This window comes from Streptomyces sp. TG1A-60, from assembly GCF_037201975.1.
Classification (GTDB): Bacteria; Actinomycetota; Actinomycetes; order Streptomycetales; family Streptomycetaceae; genus Streptomyces.
Genome location: NZ_CP147520.1, coordinates 4,163,759 through 4,180,701 on the forward strand (window position 1 = coordinate 4,163,759; position 16,943 = coordinate 4,180,701).

The following is a 16,943-nucleotide window of genomic DNA, read 5'->3' on the forward strand; positions in this document are numbered from 1 at the left end:
CGATGCCGCCGAGCAGCCTGGAAGCGGCTGAGAGTGACCTGGAACTGGGCTGGGAGTGAGCTGGAAGGGGCCTGACAACGGCCTGGGGACGGCTTAGAAGCGGCCGTCCTGGCAGCGTGCCACCCAGTCCGCCGCGGCCACGAACTCGGTGTCGGACGTTCCCGGCAGAGTGGGCCGGACCTTCGCGGTGGCGGCGTCGGCACGCGGATAGGAACCGAGGAAGCGCACCTGGAGGCAGATCCGCTTCAGACCCATCAGGGCCTCGGCCACGCGGCGGTCGGAGATGTGGCCCTCGGCGTCGATGGCGAAGCAGTAGTTGCCGATGCCCTCGCCGGTCGGGCGGGACTGCAGCAGCATGAGGTTGACGCCGCGGACGGCGAACTCGCCGAGCAGGTCGCGCAGTCCGCCGGGGTGGTCGTCGCGCTGCCAGATGACGACGGAGGTCTTGTCGGCGCCGGTCGGGGCGGCGGGGCGGGCGGGGCGGCCGACCAGGACGAACCGGGTCTGGGCGTTCTCCGCGTCGTGGATCTCGGTCTCCAGTGCCTCCAGGCCGTACCGCGAGGCCGCGAACTCGCCGGCGAAGGCGGCGTCGTAGCGACCCTCCTGGACGAGGCGGGCGCCGTCGGCGTTCGAGGCGGCGGATTCCCAGACGACGTCGGGCGGGAGGTTGGCCTTCATCCAATTGCGGACCTGCGGCTGGGCGGCCGGGTGCGCGGTGACCGTCTTGATCTCGGAGAGCTTGGTGCCGGGGCGGACCAGCAGCGCGAAGGTGATCGAGAGGAGCACCTCGCGGTAGATCATCAGTGGGGCGCCGACGACCAGCTCGTCGAGCGTGGTGGTGATGCCGCCCTCCACGGAGTTCTCGATCGGGACGAACGCGGCCTCGGCCTCACCGTTGCGGACGGCGTCGAGGGCGGCGGGCACGGAGACCATCGGGACGAGCTCGCGGGTCGCGGACTCCGGCAGCGTGCGTAGGGCGACCTCGGTGAAGGTGCCCTCGGGGCCGAGGTACACGTAGCTGGCTGGCATGGGCTCACCCTAATGGGCCGCGCGCGCGTGCGGCGCACGTGTTTCGCCGCACCACCCGTGAGAGCGACGTGCCTCCGTGGGGGCGCCTCACGCCTTCCTCGGCACCCGGCGGCTGGGCGGGCGGGTGGGCTTGGCCCACCGGCGCTCGCCGGGTGCGCCCACCCGTGCCGCCCCCCAGCGGCACGGGTGCCCAAAGCAAGGGCGGCGGGCAGCGGGGGTGGGCAAGCCCGGCGAGGCCGCGACGCGGCGGGGGCAGCGGGGCGGGTAGGACGGAGAAGCAGTGAAGACGGCGGATGGCGGCGAGGAGCGACTGCTGTGGCAAGGGCACCGAAGCGCGGCGAGTACGGCGGTGGCCGTCGGGGCGGTGAGGCCCGCGACGGTGGTGGGAACGGCGTCGGGGCGGTGGAAGGGGGCGAGGGCCGGGGAGGGGGCGGCCGTAGCCGGGGCGGGGGTTGTTGGTTCGCCGGTTTGCCCAGGGTCAGCCCTCCAGCAACGCCTCCCCCACGTACCCGCCCTCCGTCGCGCCCCCCGGCACCGCGAAGAGGGCGCTCGACTCGTGGCGGATGTACTGGGAGAGGGCGTCGCCTCGGTCGAGTTTGCGCTGGACGGTGACGAAGCCGCGGAGGGGGTCGGCCTGCCAGCAGACGAAGAGGAGGCCCGCGTCGGGGACGCCCTTCGCGTCGATGCCGTCGTGGAAGGAGAAGGGGCGGCGGAGCATGGCCGCGCCGCCGTTCTGATCGGGCCGGGTGATACGGGCGTGCGCGTTGATCGGGACGAGGAGATTGCCCTGGGCGTCGGTCTTCTCCAGGTCCATCGCGGTCGTCTCGGTCGCCTTCGTCCCCCCGCTCAGCGGCGCCCCGTCGGACTTCCGGCGCCCGATGACGTCCTGCTGCTCCTTGACCGAGAGCCGCTCCCAGTCGTCGAGGAGCATGCGGATGCGGCGTACGACGGCATAGGAGCCGTTCGCCATCCACGCGGGGTCGCCGGAGGTGTCGGGTGAGGCGGACGCGGGCACGAAGATCCGCTCGTCGAAGTCGGGCTCGGCCGGTTTGGGGTTGCGCGTGCCGTCGATCTGCCCCATCAGGTTCCGTGCCGTCATGGGGTGGGCGGTGGCGCCCGGCGAACGGTTGAACCCGTTCATCTGCCAGCGCACCCGGGCCGCGCTGCCCGCGTCCTTCTGGATCGCGCGCAGGGCGTGGAAGGCGACGAGCGCGTCGTCGGCCCCGATCTGCACCCACAGGTCGCCGTTGCTGCGCGCCCTGTCGAGCTGGTCGGAGGAGAAGTCGGGCAGCGGGTCCAGGGAGTCCGGGCGCTGCTTCTCCAGTTGGGTACGGGTGAAGAAGCTGTGCCCGAAGCCGAAGGTGACCGTCAGGGACGACGGTCCCGCGTCCCGGGCGATATCCGTGTCGTCCTGGGCCGCGGCCTCGCCCGCCATCAGCCGCCGGGCCGTCTCCGACCAGCGGCGCAGCAGGGCCGTCGCCTCCTTGCGCCCCGCCCCGGCCGCCAGGTCGAACGCGAGAAGGTGGCCGCGGGCCTGGAGGGGGGTGGTGATCCCCGGTTGATGTTTCCCGTGAAACATCACCTCCCCCGCGCCGAGGGAGGACAGCGGCGCGGCCCGCCCCGCCGAGGAGGACGGGGAAGAGGACGCCGCCGCGTATCCGGCGGCGCCGCCTGCCGCGCCCAGCGCGAGGCCGGTCGCGCCGGCGGTGCCGAGCAGACGGCGCCGGGAGATCGTTCCGTTCGCCAGGTTCCCGGGTGAGGGGTCGCTCTCCCGCCCTGGCTCCGCACTGCCGGACGGCGGCGACGAGTCGTTCGTGGTCGCTCGCGCGGTTCCCCGTGCCCCACGGAGGGTGGAGCCTGTGTCGACAGCACTGTCCCCCGTGGTGTCGTTCCCGTCGGAAGGGACAGTCGTGGACTGGTCAGCCATGGTGTGTTTCAGCCGATCTTCGCGTTCTTGCTGACGGTCACCTGATCGATGTCGGATGTCCGTACGGTGATCTCGGTCTTCCAGTCGCCCGCCATGGGGATCTGCACGCCGTCCGCCGTCCAGTGGCCGGCGGTGATGCGGTCGGGGATCACGGGCAGGGGGCCGATCTTCTTGGCCTCCAGGGTGAAGGCGACCTTCACCTCGGGGATGTCGAAGGGCTTGCCGTCGGGCCGCTGGACGTAGAGGTGCAACTCGTTGCCGCCCACACGCGCGGGGTCGATCTCCAACCGGGCCACCCCCTTGCCGTCCTCGCCTCCCGTGTCGAACGAGATGTCGAGCGCCAGCGCCCCGCTCTGCTCGGCCTCCTGCGCCAGGGCCGCGTTGGCCGCCTTGGCCTCCTCCACCGTGCGCCCCGGTTCGGTGGCCGTCAGCGCCGTCGTGACGGCGAGGAGTACGACGGCGACGCCCGCCTCCGCCAGCACCGACCGACGCAGACCCGTACGTCCCGGATCGGCGTTCCGCATCCGCTTCTCACGCGCGTTCGCCATCGCCGCCCGCTGCCGCGCGAGCTGGGCGACCCGCTCGGCACCACCAACGGACTCCCGGTCCGCCGTGCGTTCGGAACCGCTGCCGGACTCCCCACCGGCTGTGCCTTCGGCACCACCACCGGACTCCCCGTCCGCCGTGCGTTCGGAACCACCGCCACCGGCGCGCACGGCCGCCGGCTCCTTCTCCGGCACGGCTTCCGTCTTCACCGCGGCTTCCGTCTTCACCGCGGCTTCCGTCTTCACCGCGGCTTCCGTCTTCACCGCGGCTTCCGTCTTCACCGCGGCTTCCGCCTCCGCCGCCGTCGGCGCCTCCGCCAGCCGCGCGGTCCACCGGCGCGAGATCCACGCGATCCCGACGAGTACGGCGATCAGGCCGATCTTCACGAGCAGCAGTTGCCCGTACGACGTGCCGGTCAGCGCCGACCAGGTGCCGACCTGACGCCACGACTGGTAGATCCCGGTCCCGGTCAGCACGAGGACGCTGCCGAAGGCGACCCGCGAGAACCGACGTACGGCCTCGGTCTCGATCTGCGCCTCGACGGGCGCCCGGAACAGGGCCACGAGCAGGGTCGCCAGGCCCCCCAGCCAGGCGGCGACCGCCAGCAGGTGCAGGACGTCCAGGGGCATCGAGATGCCTGTCTGGATGCCGGTCGAGGCGTGCTCGGCCATTGCCCAGCTCGCGGCGAGACCGGCGGAGACCACGCTCCCGCCGACGGCGAGCCCGAAGGTGAGGTCCCGCCGGAGGGACTCGTCGTCGGCGGCGTCCTCAGACCCCTCGGCGTCCTCAGGCCCCTCATCATCCGCCGAGGCCGCCGAGGCCGCCGAATCCTCAGCGCACCCCGGCCCCTCGGCGATGCCGGTGCCGGCACCGGTCTTGCCGGCCTCGCTCGACACGCCGGTCTTGGCGAGCGGCCCGTCGGCCTCCCGGGCCTCCTCGCCCTCGATCTCCTCGTCCCGCCGGGCGAACGCCCCGAACAGCACCGCGATGAACAGGGCCGCCGCGGCGAGCAGCAGGAGCCGGGAGACCAGGGCCGCGCCCGTCTTCGTCTGGAGGACCTGGCTGAGGAGGTCCAGGTCGAAGACGTCGCCGAGCTCGCCGGAGCCGGCGTAGGAGCCCCGTATGAGCAGCATCGAGAGGGTGGCGGTGGTCAGCGTGAGCCAGCCGGAGACCACGAGCCGCTGCACGGGCCGTACCCCGGCACCGCGCTGCCAGCAGGCCAGCACGAAGGCCGCGCCGCCGACCAGCAGGATGAAACCGGCGTACGAGAGATAGCGTGCGAACCCGTAGAGGCCGCCGACGATCCCGCCACCGGCCTCCTGCTCGGGTACGACCGTCGTCTTGGAGGGCGCCCCCACGGAGAAGGTGAAGGCGCCGGAGACGGGGTGGCTGTCGGCCGAGACGACCTGGTAGGTGACGGTGAACGTGCCGTCGGGCAGGCCCGAGTGCAGCTCCACCCCGTAGCTGTTGCCGCCCAGATCGGTGACGTCGCCGGTGTCCGCCTGCTTGCCCTTGGGGTCGTACACCCGCACCGAGTGGTCGGACAGCGCGACCTTCTCGGAGAAGGTGAGCGACACCTGGGCCGGTGCCTCCTGGACCACCGACCCCTGCTGCGGGTCGCTGCCCGTCAGCGCGGCGTGCGCGGAGACGGGCACGGCACCGGCGAGCAGCGCTCCGACGGTGGCGAACAACAGCAACAGCAAGGGCCTCAACCGGCTCAACGGAGCTACCTCCCTCAGTGCCCGCTGGTCGGCTGGTACGTCGCCGACCTCACGGGCATCTCGACCGTGATGGCCCCGGACTTGGTGAAGTTCAACCGCAGGGACACCGTCTCGCCTTCCTTCGGCTTGCGCTTCAGGTTCTCGAACATCAGGTGGTCTCCGCCGCTCTTGAGCACGAGTTCGCCGCCGGCCGGGATCTTCAGGGCCGCGACCTCCTGCATGGACTGCCCGGTCGTCTCGTGGACGGTGACGTCCTGGGCGATGTCGCTGGTGACGGAGGTCAGTTCGTCCGCCGTAGTGCCGTCGTTGGCGAGGACGAGGAAACCGGCGGCCATGGAGTCCGAGACGGGCTGCGGCATATAGGCGGCCCTCACGGACAGCTTGGCGTCGGAGGCGGAAGAGGAACCAGAGGAGTCAGAGGAACCCGACGAACCGCACCCGGTGACGACGAGGGCGGTGGCGGTGGCGGTGACCAGGGCAGGTCCGGCGAGTCGGCGCCTCACGGCTTCTCGCCCTTGAGCAGCTTCGGCAGGTCCTTCTCGTAGTCCTGCACGGTCGCGCCCTCGCCGTACAGCACATAGCCCCCGTCGGTCTTCGGTGAGAACGCGATGACCTGGGTGCCGTGCTCGGAGACGGTCTTGCCGTTCTTGTCCTTGGTCGGCGGGCTGATGGAGATGCCGAGGGTACGGGCGCCGGACTGGATCTCGTCGAAGTCGCCGGTCAGGCCGACGATCTCGGAGTCGATGCCCTTGAGCCACTTGCCGAGCTCCGCCGGGGTGTCCCGCTCCGGGTCGGTGGTGACGAAGACCAGGCGCAGGTTCGCCATCTCCGCCTTCGGCAGCTTCTTCGACACCTCCTTCTTCGCGACCGCGAGGTTGTTCATGGTCAGCGGGCAGACGTCGGGGCAGTTGGTGTAGCCGAAGTAGATCAATGTCGGCTTGCCGTCGGTCTCCTTGCGGAGGTCGTACGACGTGCCGTTCGTGTCGGTGAGGACCAGGTCCGGTTTGGTGAACGGCCGGTCGAGGACCGTGGCGGCCTTCCGCGGACCGGTGTCGGAGACCTCGGCGACCGACGTCGTGGAGCCGTCGCCCGTGCCGCAGGCGGAGAGGGTGAGAGCGGCGGCGGCGAGGAGGGCGCCGGCCGCGAACGTCTTCTTCTTCGTGTTCGTGCGCATAGAGAAATGTCCCAGATGTTCGGACCCCGGCGCGCACGGGGCGTACGCCGTCGCAGACAGCGGTGTACGTACGGGGACTGCCGTCCGTACGGCCCGTGCGCGCCGAGAGGAGGGAGGCGGGAAGCCGGAGGCCGGGGCCTCAGGCGTTCGTGCGCTGACGGCCTGCGAGGACGCCGTACGCCACGCCCGCGACGCCGATGACGATGCCGGCGACGCCGAGCACGCGGGCGGTGGTGTCACTGGAGTCGGCGGGGGCGGCGGTCTCGTTCGACGCGGCCTCGGCGTCCTCGGCGTCCGCCGGTTCCTCGGCGGAGGCCGTGTCGGACGACGAGCCGTGGTGGTCGTCGGACGCGGCGGACAGCGCGAGCACGGGCGCCGGGTGGTCGGGGTCCTCCTCGCCCTCCTTCGGGACCTCGATCCAGCGGACGACCTCCTTGTTGGAGTACGTCTGGAGGGCCTTGAAGACCAGTTCGTCGGTGTTCTCGGGGAGCTGGCCGATGGAGACCGGGAACTTCTGGAAGAAGCCCGTCGCGACGCCGTCGCCGGTGGCGGTCCAGGTGATCTTGGAGACGGCCTCGTCGATCTGCTCGCCGTGCAGGTCGACCGGCTTGTCGAGCTTGGACCTGGTCACCTGGATCTTCCAACCGGGCACGGCCTCCGGCTGCGCCGAGGCGAGCGGGTGGTCGGTCGGGAAGTTCACTTCGAGCTTGGTGGTCGTGGCGTCGTCGCGCTCGTTGGGCACCTTGAAGTTGACGGTCGCGTACCCGCCCTTGGCCGCCGTACCCTCGGCCGCCACGCTGACGTGCGCGAAAGCGGGGCCGGACAGGATGAAGACGGCCGAACCGGCGAGGGCGCCGACGGCGGCGACACGAGAAACCTTCATGACTGGTGACACTCCACGGTGAGTGAGGTGGATGACAGGAGGAGGGACGGCGCCTTACGACGGCGTCCCTCCTCCGGATGTGCGTGGAGTGGGTGCGCGCGTCGTGTCAGGCGGCGAGGGCGAAGGCGGGCGTGGCGGGCGGGGGGCCGCGCCGGATGAGCGTGTGCTGGAGCGCGGCCGTCCGCAGGGTCGCGGGCGCCGCGTACACGGCGCGCACGGCGCCCGGCACGGGCTGCGGCGCACTCGGGAGGCCGGACCGCAGGACCCGCGCCAGCGCGAGCGCCCCGCGCAGGGAGCGTACGACCGGTTCCTGGGCGGACAGCCGGACGAGGCGCAGCAGCGCCAGGTCGCCGTGGCGGAGTGCCCACCCGGTGGCGACGGCCGCGAGTACGTGGCCGAGCAGCATGGGCAGCGACGGCAGGAGTGCGGCGGAGGAGTCCGCCGCGGTCGTCATGGCGTCCGCCGGGTGGTGCGTGGTGGGCAGGCCGACCCCGGAGTCCATGAGGATCCGCCGGGCCTGCGCGGGGCTCAGGGCCGCCGCGCTCGTACCGCACACGAACCGGGCGGCCTGTGCGACGAGGGTCGCGTCCAGGGCCTCGGTGGTGCGTGACGCGGCCGTCGTCCCGTGCTGGCCCAGCCCGAAGAGGGTGTGCAGCACGGTCTGGCCCACCGCCAGCGTGGCCGCGATGCCCGGCAGCGAGTGCTCCCGTCCGGCCAGGGCGACCGCGACGGCGAAGACACCGGCGAACCCGGCGCCCAGGCTCCACAGCGGGATGGTCGCGCACGAGGCGACCGCGTGCCCGGCCCCGGCCAGCACGACGCAGACCGCGGCGAACACCGCGGCCCGCAGAACCCGGAGATCAGCTCCGGCGCGCGACCGGCGCGGGTGGGGGGCTTTCATGGCGGGCTCATCATCCCACCGGGGCGCTCCGCTGGGTTGGGCGGGTTCATGTCGGGAGGTACGGCGGGACGAGGGCCGGTGTTCAGATGGGGGTTGGGCGCGAAGGGGGTGGGGGGTGAGATGCGTGGGGCGGGTGCGGGTCGTGGGGGCTTGTCGCGCACTTCCCCGCGCCCCTCAAAGACGCGGCTTCCCGCGCCCCCCGGGGGGCGCAGCCCCCGTGCCCCGAAGAACGCAGCCCCTCGCACCCCGGAAGGTCGCCGTTCCCCGGGTCCGCAAAAGATGTGGACCGGAGATGGTGGAGTTGTGGGTGATTCTAGAGGGTTTGGTTCGCATACACGGATTGCGGGGTGGGCGCATCCGCCGTATGGGCGGAGAGACGGCTTCCGGGCGATTGCGTACGGCACTCGGCGGCAATACGTAACGGTATGTCGAGCCGCGGCCTGGAGGCTGGAGCATGAGCATCTGGTGGTCACTCCATCTGCGGCGCGAGGCTGCGAGCGTGCCGCTCGCCCGGCGACTGCTGATGGGCACGATGGAGACGGCGGGTGTCGACCCGGACATCTCCTACGATCTCTCGGTCGCTCTCAGCGAGGCCTGTGCCAACGCGGTCGAGCACGGAGGCGCCGTCTCGGCGGGCGGCTCCTCGGAGGCGTACCGGGTCACCGCCTACCTCGACGGCGAGAAGTGCCGCATCGAGGTCGCCGACTCCGGCCCCGGCTTCCCGCACCGCCAGCCGGTCCGCCCGGCGCACTCCGACTCCGAGGACGGCCGCGGCCTCTGCCTCATCCGTGAACTCGCCGACCACGTCCACATCGGCAACAATCCGGGCCGCGGCGGCGCGATCGTCAGCTTCGACAAGATCCTCAAGTGGCGCGAGGGCGCGCCGCTGGTGGCGGTGTAGCCGCCCCGCTTCCTCGGATTCCGCACGGGATCCCCTGGGTCCGGATCCCTCAGGTCCGGATCCCTCAGGGCCTCCGGTCTGGCGCCCGAACCCTGGCACGCACGCTCGCCGCGTTGCCGGAGCAGGACGCCTGGCGGGACTGCCACGGCCATCCGGCGCACCCCCGGCTCACCGAGGGCGAGGCCGACGCGTGGCAGGCCTCGCTGACCGCCGCGTGGGCCTGGATCCGCCGCGACCGGAGGTCACCCGACAGGCTCTGAGCTGAGAACTCGGAGGTCGGGGTGTGTGTCGGCGGGTGCGCGTTCGTTGCGGTTGATCGCGCGGTTCCCCGCGCGGCCGGCCACGGACTTCCCGCGGCCGAACGACTTCCTCAGGCCCGCGGCCCCCTGAGGGACGCCATCCACAGCTCGACCTCGTCGGACCGGCGCGGCAGCCCGGCGCTGAGGTTCCGGTTGCCGTCCTCCGTCACCAGGATGTCGTCCTCGATACGGATGCCGATGCCCCGGTACTCCTCGGGCACGGTGAGGTCGTCCGACTGGAAGTAGAGGCCGGGCTCGACCGTCAGAACCATCCCCGGCTCCAGCGTCCCGGCCACATACGACTCCACGCGTGCCGCAGCGCAGTCGTGGACGTCCATGCCGAGCATGTGCCCGGTGCCGTGCAGCGTCCACCGGCGCTGAAGGCCCAACTCCAGGACCCGCTCCACCGGCCCCTCCACCAGCCCCCACTCCACCAGCCGCTCGGCCAGCACGCGCTGCGCGGCGTCGTGGAAGTCCCGGTACTTGCCGCCCGGCCGCACGGCGTCGATACCGGCCTCCTGGGCGTCGTACACGGCGTCGTAGATCTTCCTCTGGATCTCGCTGTACGTGCCGCTGACCGGCAACGTGCGCGTGACGTCGGCGGTGTAGTACGTGTGCGTCTCGACGCCCGCGTCCAGCAGGAGGAGGTCACCGGCGCGGACCGGGCCGTCGTTGCGGACCCAGTGCAGGGTGCAGGCGTGCGGGCCGGCGGCGCAGATGGAGCCGTAGCCGACATCGTTGCCCTCCACGCGCGCGCGGAGGAAGAACGTGCCCTCGATGTAGCGCTCGGAGGTCGCCTCGGCCTTGTCCAGCACGCGGACGACGTCCTCGAAGCCGCGCACGGTCGAGTCGACCGCCTTCTGCAGTTCGCCGATCTCGAACCCGTCCTTGACCAGCCGCGCCTCGGAGAGGAAGACCCGCAGCTCCTCGTCGCGCTCGGCGGTGACCTTGTCGGTGAGCGCCGCCTCGATGCCGGCGTCGTACCCGCGGACGACCCGGACCGGGCCGGTGGCCTCGCGCAGGAAGTCGGCGAGTTCGCGCACGTCGGCGGCGGGGATCCCGTACAGCTGCGCCGACTCCGTCAGCGAGTGCCGGCGCCCGACCCACAGCTCGCCGTGGCCGGACAGCCAGAACTCGCCGTTCTCCCGGTCGGAGCGCGGCAGGAGGTAGATCGTCGCCTCGTGCCCCTCACCGCCCGTGGGCTCCAGGACCAGTACGCCGTCCTCGGTCTGGTTGCCGGTGAGGTACGCGTACTCGACCGACGCCCGGAAGGGGTACTCGGTGTCGTTCGAGCGGGTTTTCAGGTTGCCCGAGGGGATGACCAGGCGCTCGCCCGGGAAGCGTGCGGAGAGCGCGGCGCGGCGGGTGGCGGTCTCGGCGGCCTGGGCGATCGGCTCCAGGCCGTGCAGCTCGGTGTCGGCCCAGCCCGACTTCATGTTCTCGGCCAGCTCGTCGGACACGTCCGGATACAGCCCGTTCTTCCGCTGCTTGATCGGTTCCTCGGCTTCGGTGGTCTCGGTCTCCGGGGTCGCCGGTTCGAGCTCGTCCGCCACGGTCATCCTCCTAGGTACGGCACTGGACCCCCTCCATCGTACGGTCGCACCGCGGAGCGCCCAGGGCACGAACGGCTCCTCACCACCGGTCACCACACCCTCACGGCAAGCAAGCCGCGAAGCAGCTGAGAAGCAGTTATGGAGCAGCCGTAGAGCAACCAGGAAGCAGCCGTGGAGAACTCCCTGCGAGCACGCGGGAGCCGTGCGGGCCGGGACGGGAGCAGGCCGGCCGCGTCCGCCGTGGGCGGCCTACTCGAACCGCGCCGCCAGCAGCACCACGTCCTCGGTGCCACCGGCCTCGTCAAGCCCGTCGGGCAGGACGGTGCGCAGGACGTGGTCGGCGATGGCGCCGGGGTCGGTACGCAGGGCCCGGGGGACGCCGGCCGCTGCCGCGTGGAGGCGGGCGAAGGAGCGGTCGACGCTCTCGCCGGTGCGCTGGAGGAGGCCGTCGGTGTACAGCAAAACGGTTTCTCCTGGCAGGGCGGCCAGCTCCACGCCGGGCGCCTCCCAGCAGGCGAGCATGCCGAGCGGCGCCGACAGGGACGTCTCCACGTACTCGATGCGCCGATCGCCGATCACCAGAGGCGGGCTGTGCCCGGCCCCGGCCAGCGTGATCCTGCGCAGCGCGGGTTCCACGTAGGCGAAGAGAGCGGTGGCGGAGCGGGCGGGTTCGGTGAGGCGCATCAGCAGTTCCAGGTCGGAGAGGACGGCGACGGGGTCCTCGCCCTCCATCACGGCGTACGCGCGCAGCGAGGCCCGCAGCCGGCCCATCGCGGCGATCGCGCTGGGCCCGGACCCGGTCACCGACCCGACCGCGAGGCCGAGCGCGGCGTCCGGCAGCGGCAGCGCGTCGTACCAGTCGCCGCCGCCTCGCGGTCCGGTGCGGTGCCGGGCGGCGAGCTGGACGCCGGCGACCCGGGGCAGCCGGGAGGGGAGCAGTTCCTCGGCGATCGTCGCCATGCACGTGCGCGTGCGCTCGACCTCGACGAGTCGCGCGAGGTGCTCGGCGGCGTACCGCGTGTACAGCCCGACGAGATGCCGCTGCCGCTCGACCGGTTCCGCGGGTTCGTCGTACAGCCATACGGCGGCGCCGAGCCGGCCGGCGGCCTCCGTGGACAGCGGGAGCGCGTAACTCGCCGCGTAGCCCAGCCGGGCGGCCACCTCGCGGTGGCGGGGGTCGAGTCCGTCCTCGGCGAACAGGTCGGGCTGGGCGAGCTCGCCGTCACCGCCCGGCAGCCCGTCGAGGATGCGGCCGTACGGCAGGGAACTGCGCGGCACCGTCTCGATGTGCCCCAGGTCGGCGCGGCCGAGGCCGAGGCCGACGGTGGTTTCCGGGCCGAGGCCGTCGCCCGGTTCCAGGACGACGAGTCCGCGGCGGGCGCCGACGAGGGCGGCTCCGGCGTGCACGGCTTCCTTCAGGGCGCTGTCGAGCGAGCCCGTGCGGGCCAGACGTTCGGTGAGTTCGTGCAGCGTCGTGAGGTCCGAGACCCAGCCCGCGAGTCTGTCCTGCAGAACGGCCCCGGGGGCGGTGCGCGGTTCTGTGACGGGCGTGGCGGAAGTGGCCGATGGGGTGCCGGAGGTGGCAGGCGCGGGCGCGACAGTGTGTGCGGGGGAGGGAACCGTGGAATCGATTCCGGCCACTTTCGGAGGGTGAGGGGCGTTCATGGTGTCCGGCTTTCCGACCGGTGCGTATTGCTCAAAAGCATCGCAAACCCCCATGTCATTCTGCGCCGCTAGCAGTGTCTCCACATGTACACGCACTCGTGAGGAGATGTCCAGCATTGTCCTGCCGGGATATCTGGTGTCCGTGAGGTGCCGGTGGGCGTTCGTGGTCTTCTTGTCCACTCCTCGGGAAAAGGTAAAATTGGCTTAAAAATGTTGTGGTGAACGGTGTATTGAGGTCGACTGGCCTTGTTCAACAGAGCGTCACAGCGGTCGTGATGGGTACGTACCCGGTGAAGACCAGGGGCGGCGGGAGCCGCCCGGAACCTGGCGACCGAACCGGGCGTCCTATCCACCGACGACCGAGCCCCATCCTCCCGTGGCGGAGGCGGCGAGCACATGCGAGACGGCAAAACGCCAGGCGCCGCCACCCTTACGCCATGCCCATGCTTTTGGCAGACGCAAGTCGACGCAAGCGATGGACGCGGACGTAACCGAGCTCTGCCCACCGGGGTTCCCCTTGTCCGCGACAGGGGTGTGATGCGCCATCAGGTACGCACAGTGAAGTGAACGACACATGTTGTGATGTGACCCACGGTGTTGCCATGCGTGCAACGGAAAGGACGAGCGCTCATGCGCGAGATTCCCGGAAGGCGACGCAGGCTCCTGTCCAAGCGCAACGGCGGGAGGCCGGAGCTGCTCGACCAGGCCCTGACGTTCGCGACGCAATGGCAGTGGCCCGTACTCCCGGGCGTGGCGCCGGACCCGCAGGGGTGTGCCCGCTGCGGCTGCCCGGACCCGGAGTGCGTGGTGCCCGGCGCTCACCCCTTCGACCCCGGTCTGCTCGCCGCCACCACGGACGAGCGCATGGTCCGCTGGTGGTGGACCAACCGGCCGACCGCGCCGATCGTGCTGGCCACCGGAGGCGGCGCCCCCTGCGCGGTGAGCCTGCCGGCCCTGGCGGCCTCCCGGGCCCTCGCCGCGCTCGACCGCACCGGCATGCGCCTCGGCCCCGTCGTGGCCGCCCCGCACCGCTGGGCGATCCTCGTCGCGCCGTACTCCATGGAGCAGTTGGGCGAGCTGCTCTACGCCAAGGATTTCGTGCCCGGCTCCCTGCGCTTCCACGGCGAGGGCGGCTATCTGGCACTGCCCCCCTCCGAGACCGGACACGGCGCGATCCGCTGGGAGCGGGCGCCGCTTCCCGGTTCGGCCGCGCCCTGGGTGCCCGGCGTCGAGGCGGTCGTGGACGCGGTCGTCGACGCCCTCACTCGTACGGGTGTGAGCGCGCCCGAGTTCTGAGCCCGCCCGGCGCGCGTGGGGCCGGGCGGGCCCGGTCGGTCGTTACCTTTCGGACATGCGTCTTCCCGGGGACGGCACACCGTCGCCGGGTGGCCGCCACAGCGCTCCCCCGTCCCGGAGCCATCGAGCACCCGGGCCGGAGCGCGGCGGGCCGGATCAGCGTCGGCTCCGGCTGGCGGGACTGGCGCAGCGGTGGCCGTCGCGCCGGGCCTGCCGCTCGCCGCCTCCACCGACCCGCTCGGCGACGTCCGTCCGTCCGAACGCGCCCTCACCTCCGAACGCGACCGTGCCGCCGGGCGGCGCCGGTGAGGTCGCCGGGCTCGGCGGCGGGCAGGTCGGGCGCGCGGGCAGGGCCGACGAGGCCGGCGAGGACGCCGAGAAGGCTTCCGGGCGCGTCGACCCGAAGGCGGGCGGGGCGGACGCGCAGACAGCGGACGGTGCCGACGCGGCGGACGACGCCGCGCGTTCGTCGCGCCCCGGGCCCGGCCTCGGACCCGCCACCGCCACCCGCTGCGGCCCCGAGCTCGCCTCCCCCGACGGCATCGAGGCGCAGACGTGTGTCCTCACGCAGGGTGAGGAGACCTGGGCGCGCACGTACTACCGCAACACCGCCGGGCGGGAGCTCGGTTCGGTCCTCGGCATGATGGCGCCCGGCGGACGCACCGTACGCACGCACTGCGCCTCGGGCCCGCGGGGCGAGCCGGGGTGTGCGAGACGCCCAGGGGGCGTACGCGGGGCGGGACGGGGGCGTACACGGCGGTGGCGGAGTTCGCGGCGCCTGACGGCACCGGGCCGCTGCTTCTGCGCTCGTGGAGCAACTCCGCCCGGCCGTAAGGGCGTTGACGGAGAGGAGGGTTCCGTCCAGCGAAGGGGACCGGAACCCGGGCATGAGAAGACCCGGTTGCTGGCGACGGGGGATGCACCAGCAACCGGGCTGATGGAACCGTAACAAGAGATCGGCGCTTCGCAAATTCGATCTCGGCTATTCGGACACGAATTCGCCTGTCACGTAGGGGAGTTGTGACAGGAGTCACCATACGTCGAACGCACTCGATCAGCTGGCCGCCCGGTCAGCCCGCGACCGCGGGTCAGCTCAGCGTGACCTGCCGGTTGGTGAGTCCGCCGCGTGCCCGGCGCTCGTCCGCGGTGAGCGGGGACTCGTCGGCCAGGGCGGCGGCGAGCCGCTCGGCGAACTCGGTCGCCGGCTTCTCGACATCGTCCGCGCCGACCCCGCCGGGGAGATCCCAGACCGGCACCGCGAGGCCGTGAGCACGGAAGGAGCCCACCAGCCGGGTGCCCTCGCCGAGGCTGGAGCGCCCCGCCGCGTGCAGCCGCGCGAGAGCGTCCAGAAGCCGCTCCTCGGCGTGCGGCATGACCCAGCGCAGGTGGTTCTTCTCCGGGGTCTCGCACCAGTACGCCGCGTCGACGCCCGCGAGCTTCACCGTCGGGATGGCCGCGGAGTTGGCCCGCTCCAGGGAGGCGGTCACCTCCGGAGTCACGTTCTCCGTGTCCGGGACCCAGAACTCGAAGCCCGAGTGCACAACTGGCTCGAACTCACCTTCGGGGTCGAGCAGATCCTGCAGCCGGGGGACGTCGGCCGGGGCGCGCCGGCCCTGAACCGGAGTGCCCGGGTCGGCGACGAGGGCGCGCTGGAGGGTGTCGGCGAGGTCGCGGCTGATGTCGCCCGACGCCGTGTCGTTCTGCAGGCCGATCAGCACTGAGCCGTCGTCGCGGCGCAGTGCGGGCCAGGCCATCGGCAGGACGGTGGCGAGCGTGACCGACGGGACGCCCTCGGGGAGCGCGTCCTTCAGCTTGAGCTCGACGGTTGCGGCGGGGACCAGCTCGCGCAGCGCGATCCAGTCGCACTCGCCCGGCAGTCCCTCGAAGGGGCGCTGCACCAGCTCGGTCACCGCCTGGGCGGCGGCCCGGCCGTGACAGGCCTTGTAGCGGCGCCCGCTGCCGCAGGGGCATTGCTCGCGCGCGCCGACAACCGGAACCTGCCCATCAGCGCCTGCGGCGCCGCCTCCGCCGGTGCCCTGCGGGCGCTTGGCCTTCGTGTGGGGTCGCTTCTTGGCCATCGTGGGTGTCTCCCGATCACGGCTCGTCTCGTACTGGCGCGAGCCTAGCCGCTCGTACGACGCCCGACGGGACCCTGTGGACAACGCACCGAGTCGTCCCGGAACCGGTGGTTCAGGCCAGGTTGTTCACGCCTGGCCGCCTGGCCGCCTGGCCGCCTGGCCGCCTGGCCGCCTGGCCGCTGGGCTGCCGGTCGGTGAGCCATGGTGCCGGTGTGCCGGTGAGCCCTTGTGCCGCCGGGCTCGGGTGCCGACCGGTCAGTCCATGTCCTCGAAGGCGTCCGTGAAGTCCAGATCGGGGAGGGTGGGGACCGACGGGGCGACGACGCGGGTCGCGAAGTCGTCCCGTCGGTGGGCACGGTAGACGTCGTCCTGGACGACGACCCACACCGTGACCTCGCCGCGGGCGTCGTCGCGCACGCCCCAGTCGTCGGCCAGTGCCGTGACGATGCTCAGCCCGCGGCCACCGTGTGCGGTGACCGAGGGCGTGGACGGCGCAGGGCGGGTCGGACCACCGCCGTCCGTCACCTCGACCGTGAGCCGCCCCGAGAGGTCCACGCGCCAGGCACAGCGCACATCACCGTCACCGGCCAGCGCGTCGCCAAGCGGCCTGCCGTGTTTGCAGGCATTGCTGAGCAGTTCGGAAAGGATCAGTAGGGCGTCGTCGATGACCGATTCCGACACACCACCGTCGCGCAACTGATCGCGCATCCGGTGCCTCGCTTCCCCCACGCCCGCAGGGCCATGGGGTACGGCCATGCTCGACGACGTGGGCACCTCCTGTGCCACCACCAACGCCACCCCCGAGACCTCCTTCGCCCCACGCCACGGTGTGAATGCCCCTTTGGGCTGGACTGGAAACCGGCCCACACATGTGCTCTGGCGCACTCCCTGCGATCGAACACGTACCGAACGCGCCGGTGCACTAACCGTGATCGATCGGCTGAATTTCGCCCTTGATATATTGATTTGC

14 protein-coding genes and 1 pseudogene are annotated in these 16,943 nt (G+C 72.0%); 4 read left to right on the forward strand and 11 right to left on the reverse strand.

Annotated features, from left to right (window positions below; genetic code table 11):
* Window positions 1-93: 93 nt before the first annotated feature.
* From pheA to WBG99_RS17870, 7 genes are all read right to left on the reverse strand, one after another.
* Window positions 94-1,029, reverse strand: a complete 936-nt coding sequence (gene pheA, locus WBG99_RS17840) for a prephenate dehydratase (protein WP_338897253.1) — start codon at window positions 1,027-1,029, stop codon at window positions 94-96.
* A 478-nt stretch (window positions 1,030-1,507) separates the two neighbouring features.
* Window positions 1,508-2,956, reverse strand: a complete 1,449-nt coding sequence (gene efeB / locus WBG99_RS17845; protein ID WP_338897254.1) for an iron uptake transporter deferrochelatase/peroxidase subunit — start codon at window positions 2,954-2,956, stop codon at window positions 1,508-1,510.
* An 8-nt stretch (window positions 2,957-2,964) separates the two neighbouring features.
* The gene (locus WBG99_RS17850) at window positions 2,965-5,223 is read right to left on the reverse strand and encodes a copper resistance protein CopC (RefSeq protein WP_338897255.1); all 2,259 of its coding nucleotides are present in this window, start codon (window positions 5,221-5,223) and stop codon (window positions 2,965-2,967) included.
* A 14-nt stretch (window positions 5,224-5,237) separates the two neighbouring features.
* Window positions 5,238-5,726 (reverse strand): copper chaperone PCu(A)C, encoded by a 489-nt coding sequence (locus tag WBG99_RS17855; RefSeq protein ID WP_338897256.1) that lies wholly within the window; start codon window positions 5,724-5,726, stop codon window positions 5,238-5,240.
* Window positions 5,723-6,397 (reverse strand): SCO family protein, encoded by a 675-nt coding sequence (locus WBG99_RS17860; protein ID WP_338897257.1) that lies wholly within the window; start codon window positions 6,395-6,397, stop codon window positions 5,723-5,725. The genes WBG99_RS17855 and WBG99_RS17860 overlap by 4 nt, the downstream gene beginning before the upstream one ends.
* Window positions 6,398-6,536: 139 nt before the next feature.
* Window positions 6,537-7,280 (reverse strand): YcnI family protein, encoded by a 744-nt coding sequence (locus WBG99_RS17865; RefSeq protein WP_338897258.1) that lies wholly within the window; start codon window positions 7,278-7,280, stop codon window positions 6,537-6,539.
* Window positions 7,281-7,386: 106 nt separating this feature from the next.
* The gene (locus WBG99_RS17870) at window positions 7,387-8,181 is read right to left on the reverse strand and encodes a hypothetical protein (RefSeq protein ID WP_338897259.1); all 795 of its coding nucleotides are present in this window, start codon (window positions 8,179-8,181) and stop codon (window positions 7,387-7,389) included.
* Window positions 8,182-8,635: 454 nt separating this feature from the next.
* Here WBG99_RS17870 and WBG99_RS17875 point away from each other — a divergent pair, with 454 nt between their 5' ends.
* Together WBG99_RS17875 and WBG99_RS17880 are read left to right on the forward strand one after the other, a co-directional pair.
* Window positions 8,636-9,082 carry an ATP-binding protein gene (locus WBG99_RS17875; RefSeq protein WP_338897260.1) on the forward strand — a complete coding sequence of 149 codons (447 nt, stop codon included), beginning with the start codon at window positions 8,636-8,638 and terminating at the stop codon, window positions 9,080-9,082.
* A gap of 113 nt (window positions 9,083-9,195) precedes the next feature.
* On the forward strand, window positions 9,196-9,342 hold the full coding sequence (locus WBG99_RS17880) for a hypothetical protein (protein WP_338897261.1): 147 nt from the start codon (window positions 9,196-9,198) through the stop codon (window positions 9,340-9,342).
* 110 nt (window positions 9,343-9,452) lie between these two features.
* On the opposite strand, the gene WBG99_RS17885 is transcribed toward WBG99_RS17880, so the two are convergent.
* Together WBG99_RS17885 and WBG99_RS17890 are read right to left on the reverse strand one after the other, a co-directional pair.
* A complete protein-coding gene (locus WBG99_RS17885) occupies window positions 9,453-10,934 on the reverse strand; it encodes an aminopeptidase P family protein (RefSeq protein ID WP_338897262.1) in 1,482 nt (493 codons plus the stop codon).
* Window positions 10,935-11,183: 249 nt separating this feature from the next.
* Window positions 11,184-12,716: a PP2C family protein-serine/threonine phosphatase gene (locus WBG99_RS17890; protein ID WP_338900384.1), complete on the reverse strand. Its 1,533-nt coding sequence runs from the start codon at window positions 12,714-12,716 to the stop codon at window positions 11,184-11,186.
* Between the two features lie 513 nt (window positions 12,717-13,229).
* On the opposite strand from WBG99_RS17890, the gene WBG99_RS17895 reads away from it, so the two are divergent.
* On the forward strand, window positions 13,230-13,895 hold the full coding sequence (locus WBG99_RS17895) for a bifunctional DNA primase/polymerase (protein WP_338897263.1): 666 nt from the start codon (window positions 13,230-13,232) through the stop codon (window positions 13,893-13,895).
* A gap of 484 nt (window positions 13,896-14,379) precedes the next feature.
* Window positions 14,380-14,729 (forward strand): annotated as a pseudogene (locus WBG99_RS17900) (hypothetical protein); the annotation flags it as partial.
* Between the two features lie 254 nt (window positions 14,730-14,983).
* Here WBG99_RS17900 and WBG99_RS17905 read toward each other — a convergent pair.
* Entirely contained in the window at window positions 14,984-15,973 is a 990-nt protein-coding gene (locus WBG99_RS17905) for a DUF5926 family protein (RefSeq protein WP_338897264.1), read from the reverse strand.
* A gap of 255 nt (window positions 15,974-16,228) precedes the next feature.
* A complete protein-coding gene (locus WBG99_RS17910; protein WP_338897265.1) occupies window positions 16,229-16,858 on the reverse strand; it encodes an ATP-binding protein in 630 nt (209 codons plus the stop codon).
* Window positions 16,859-16,943 lie beyond the last annotated feature (85 nt).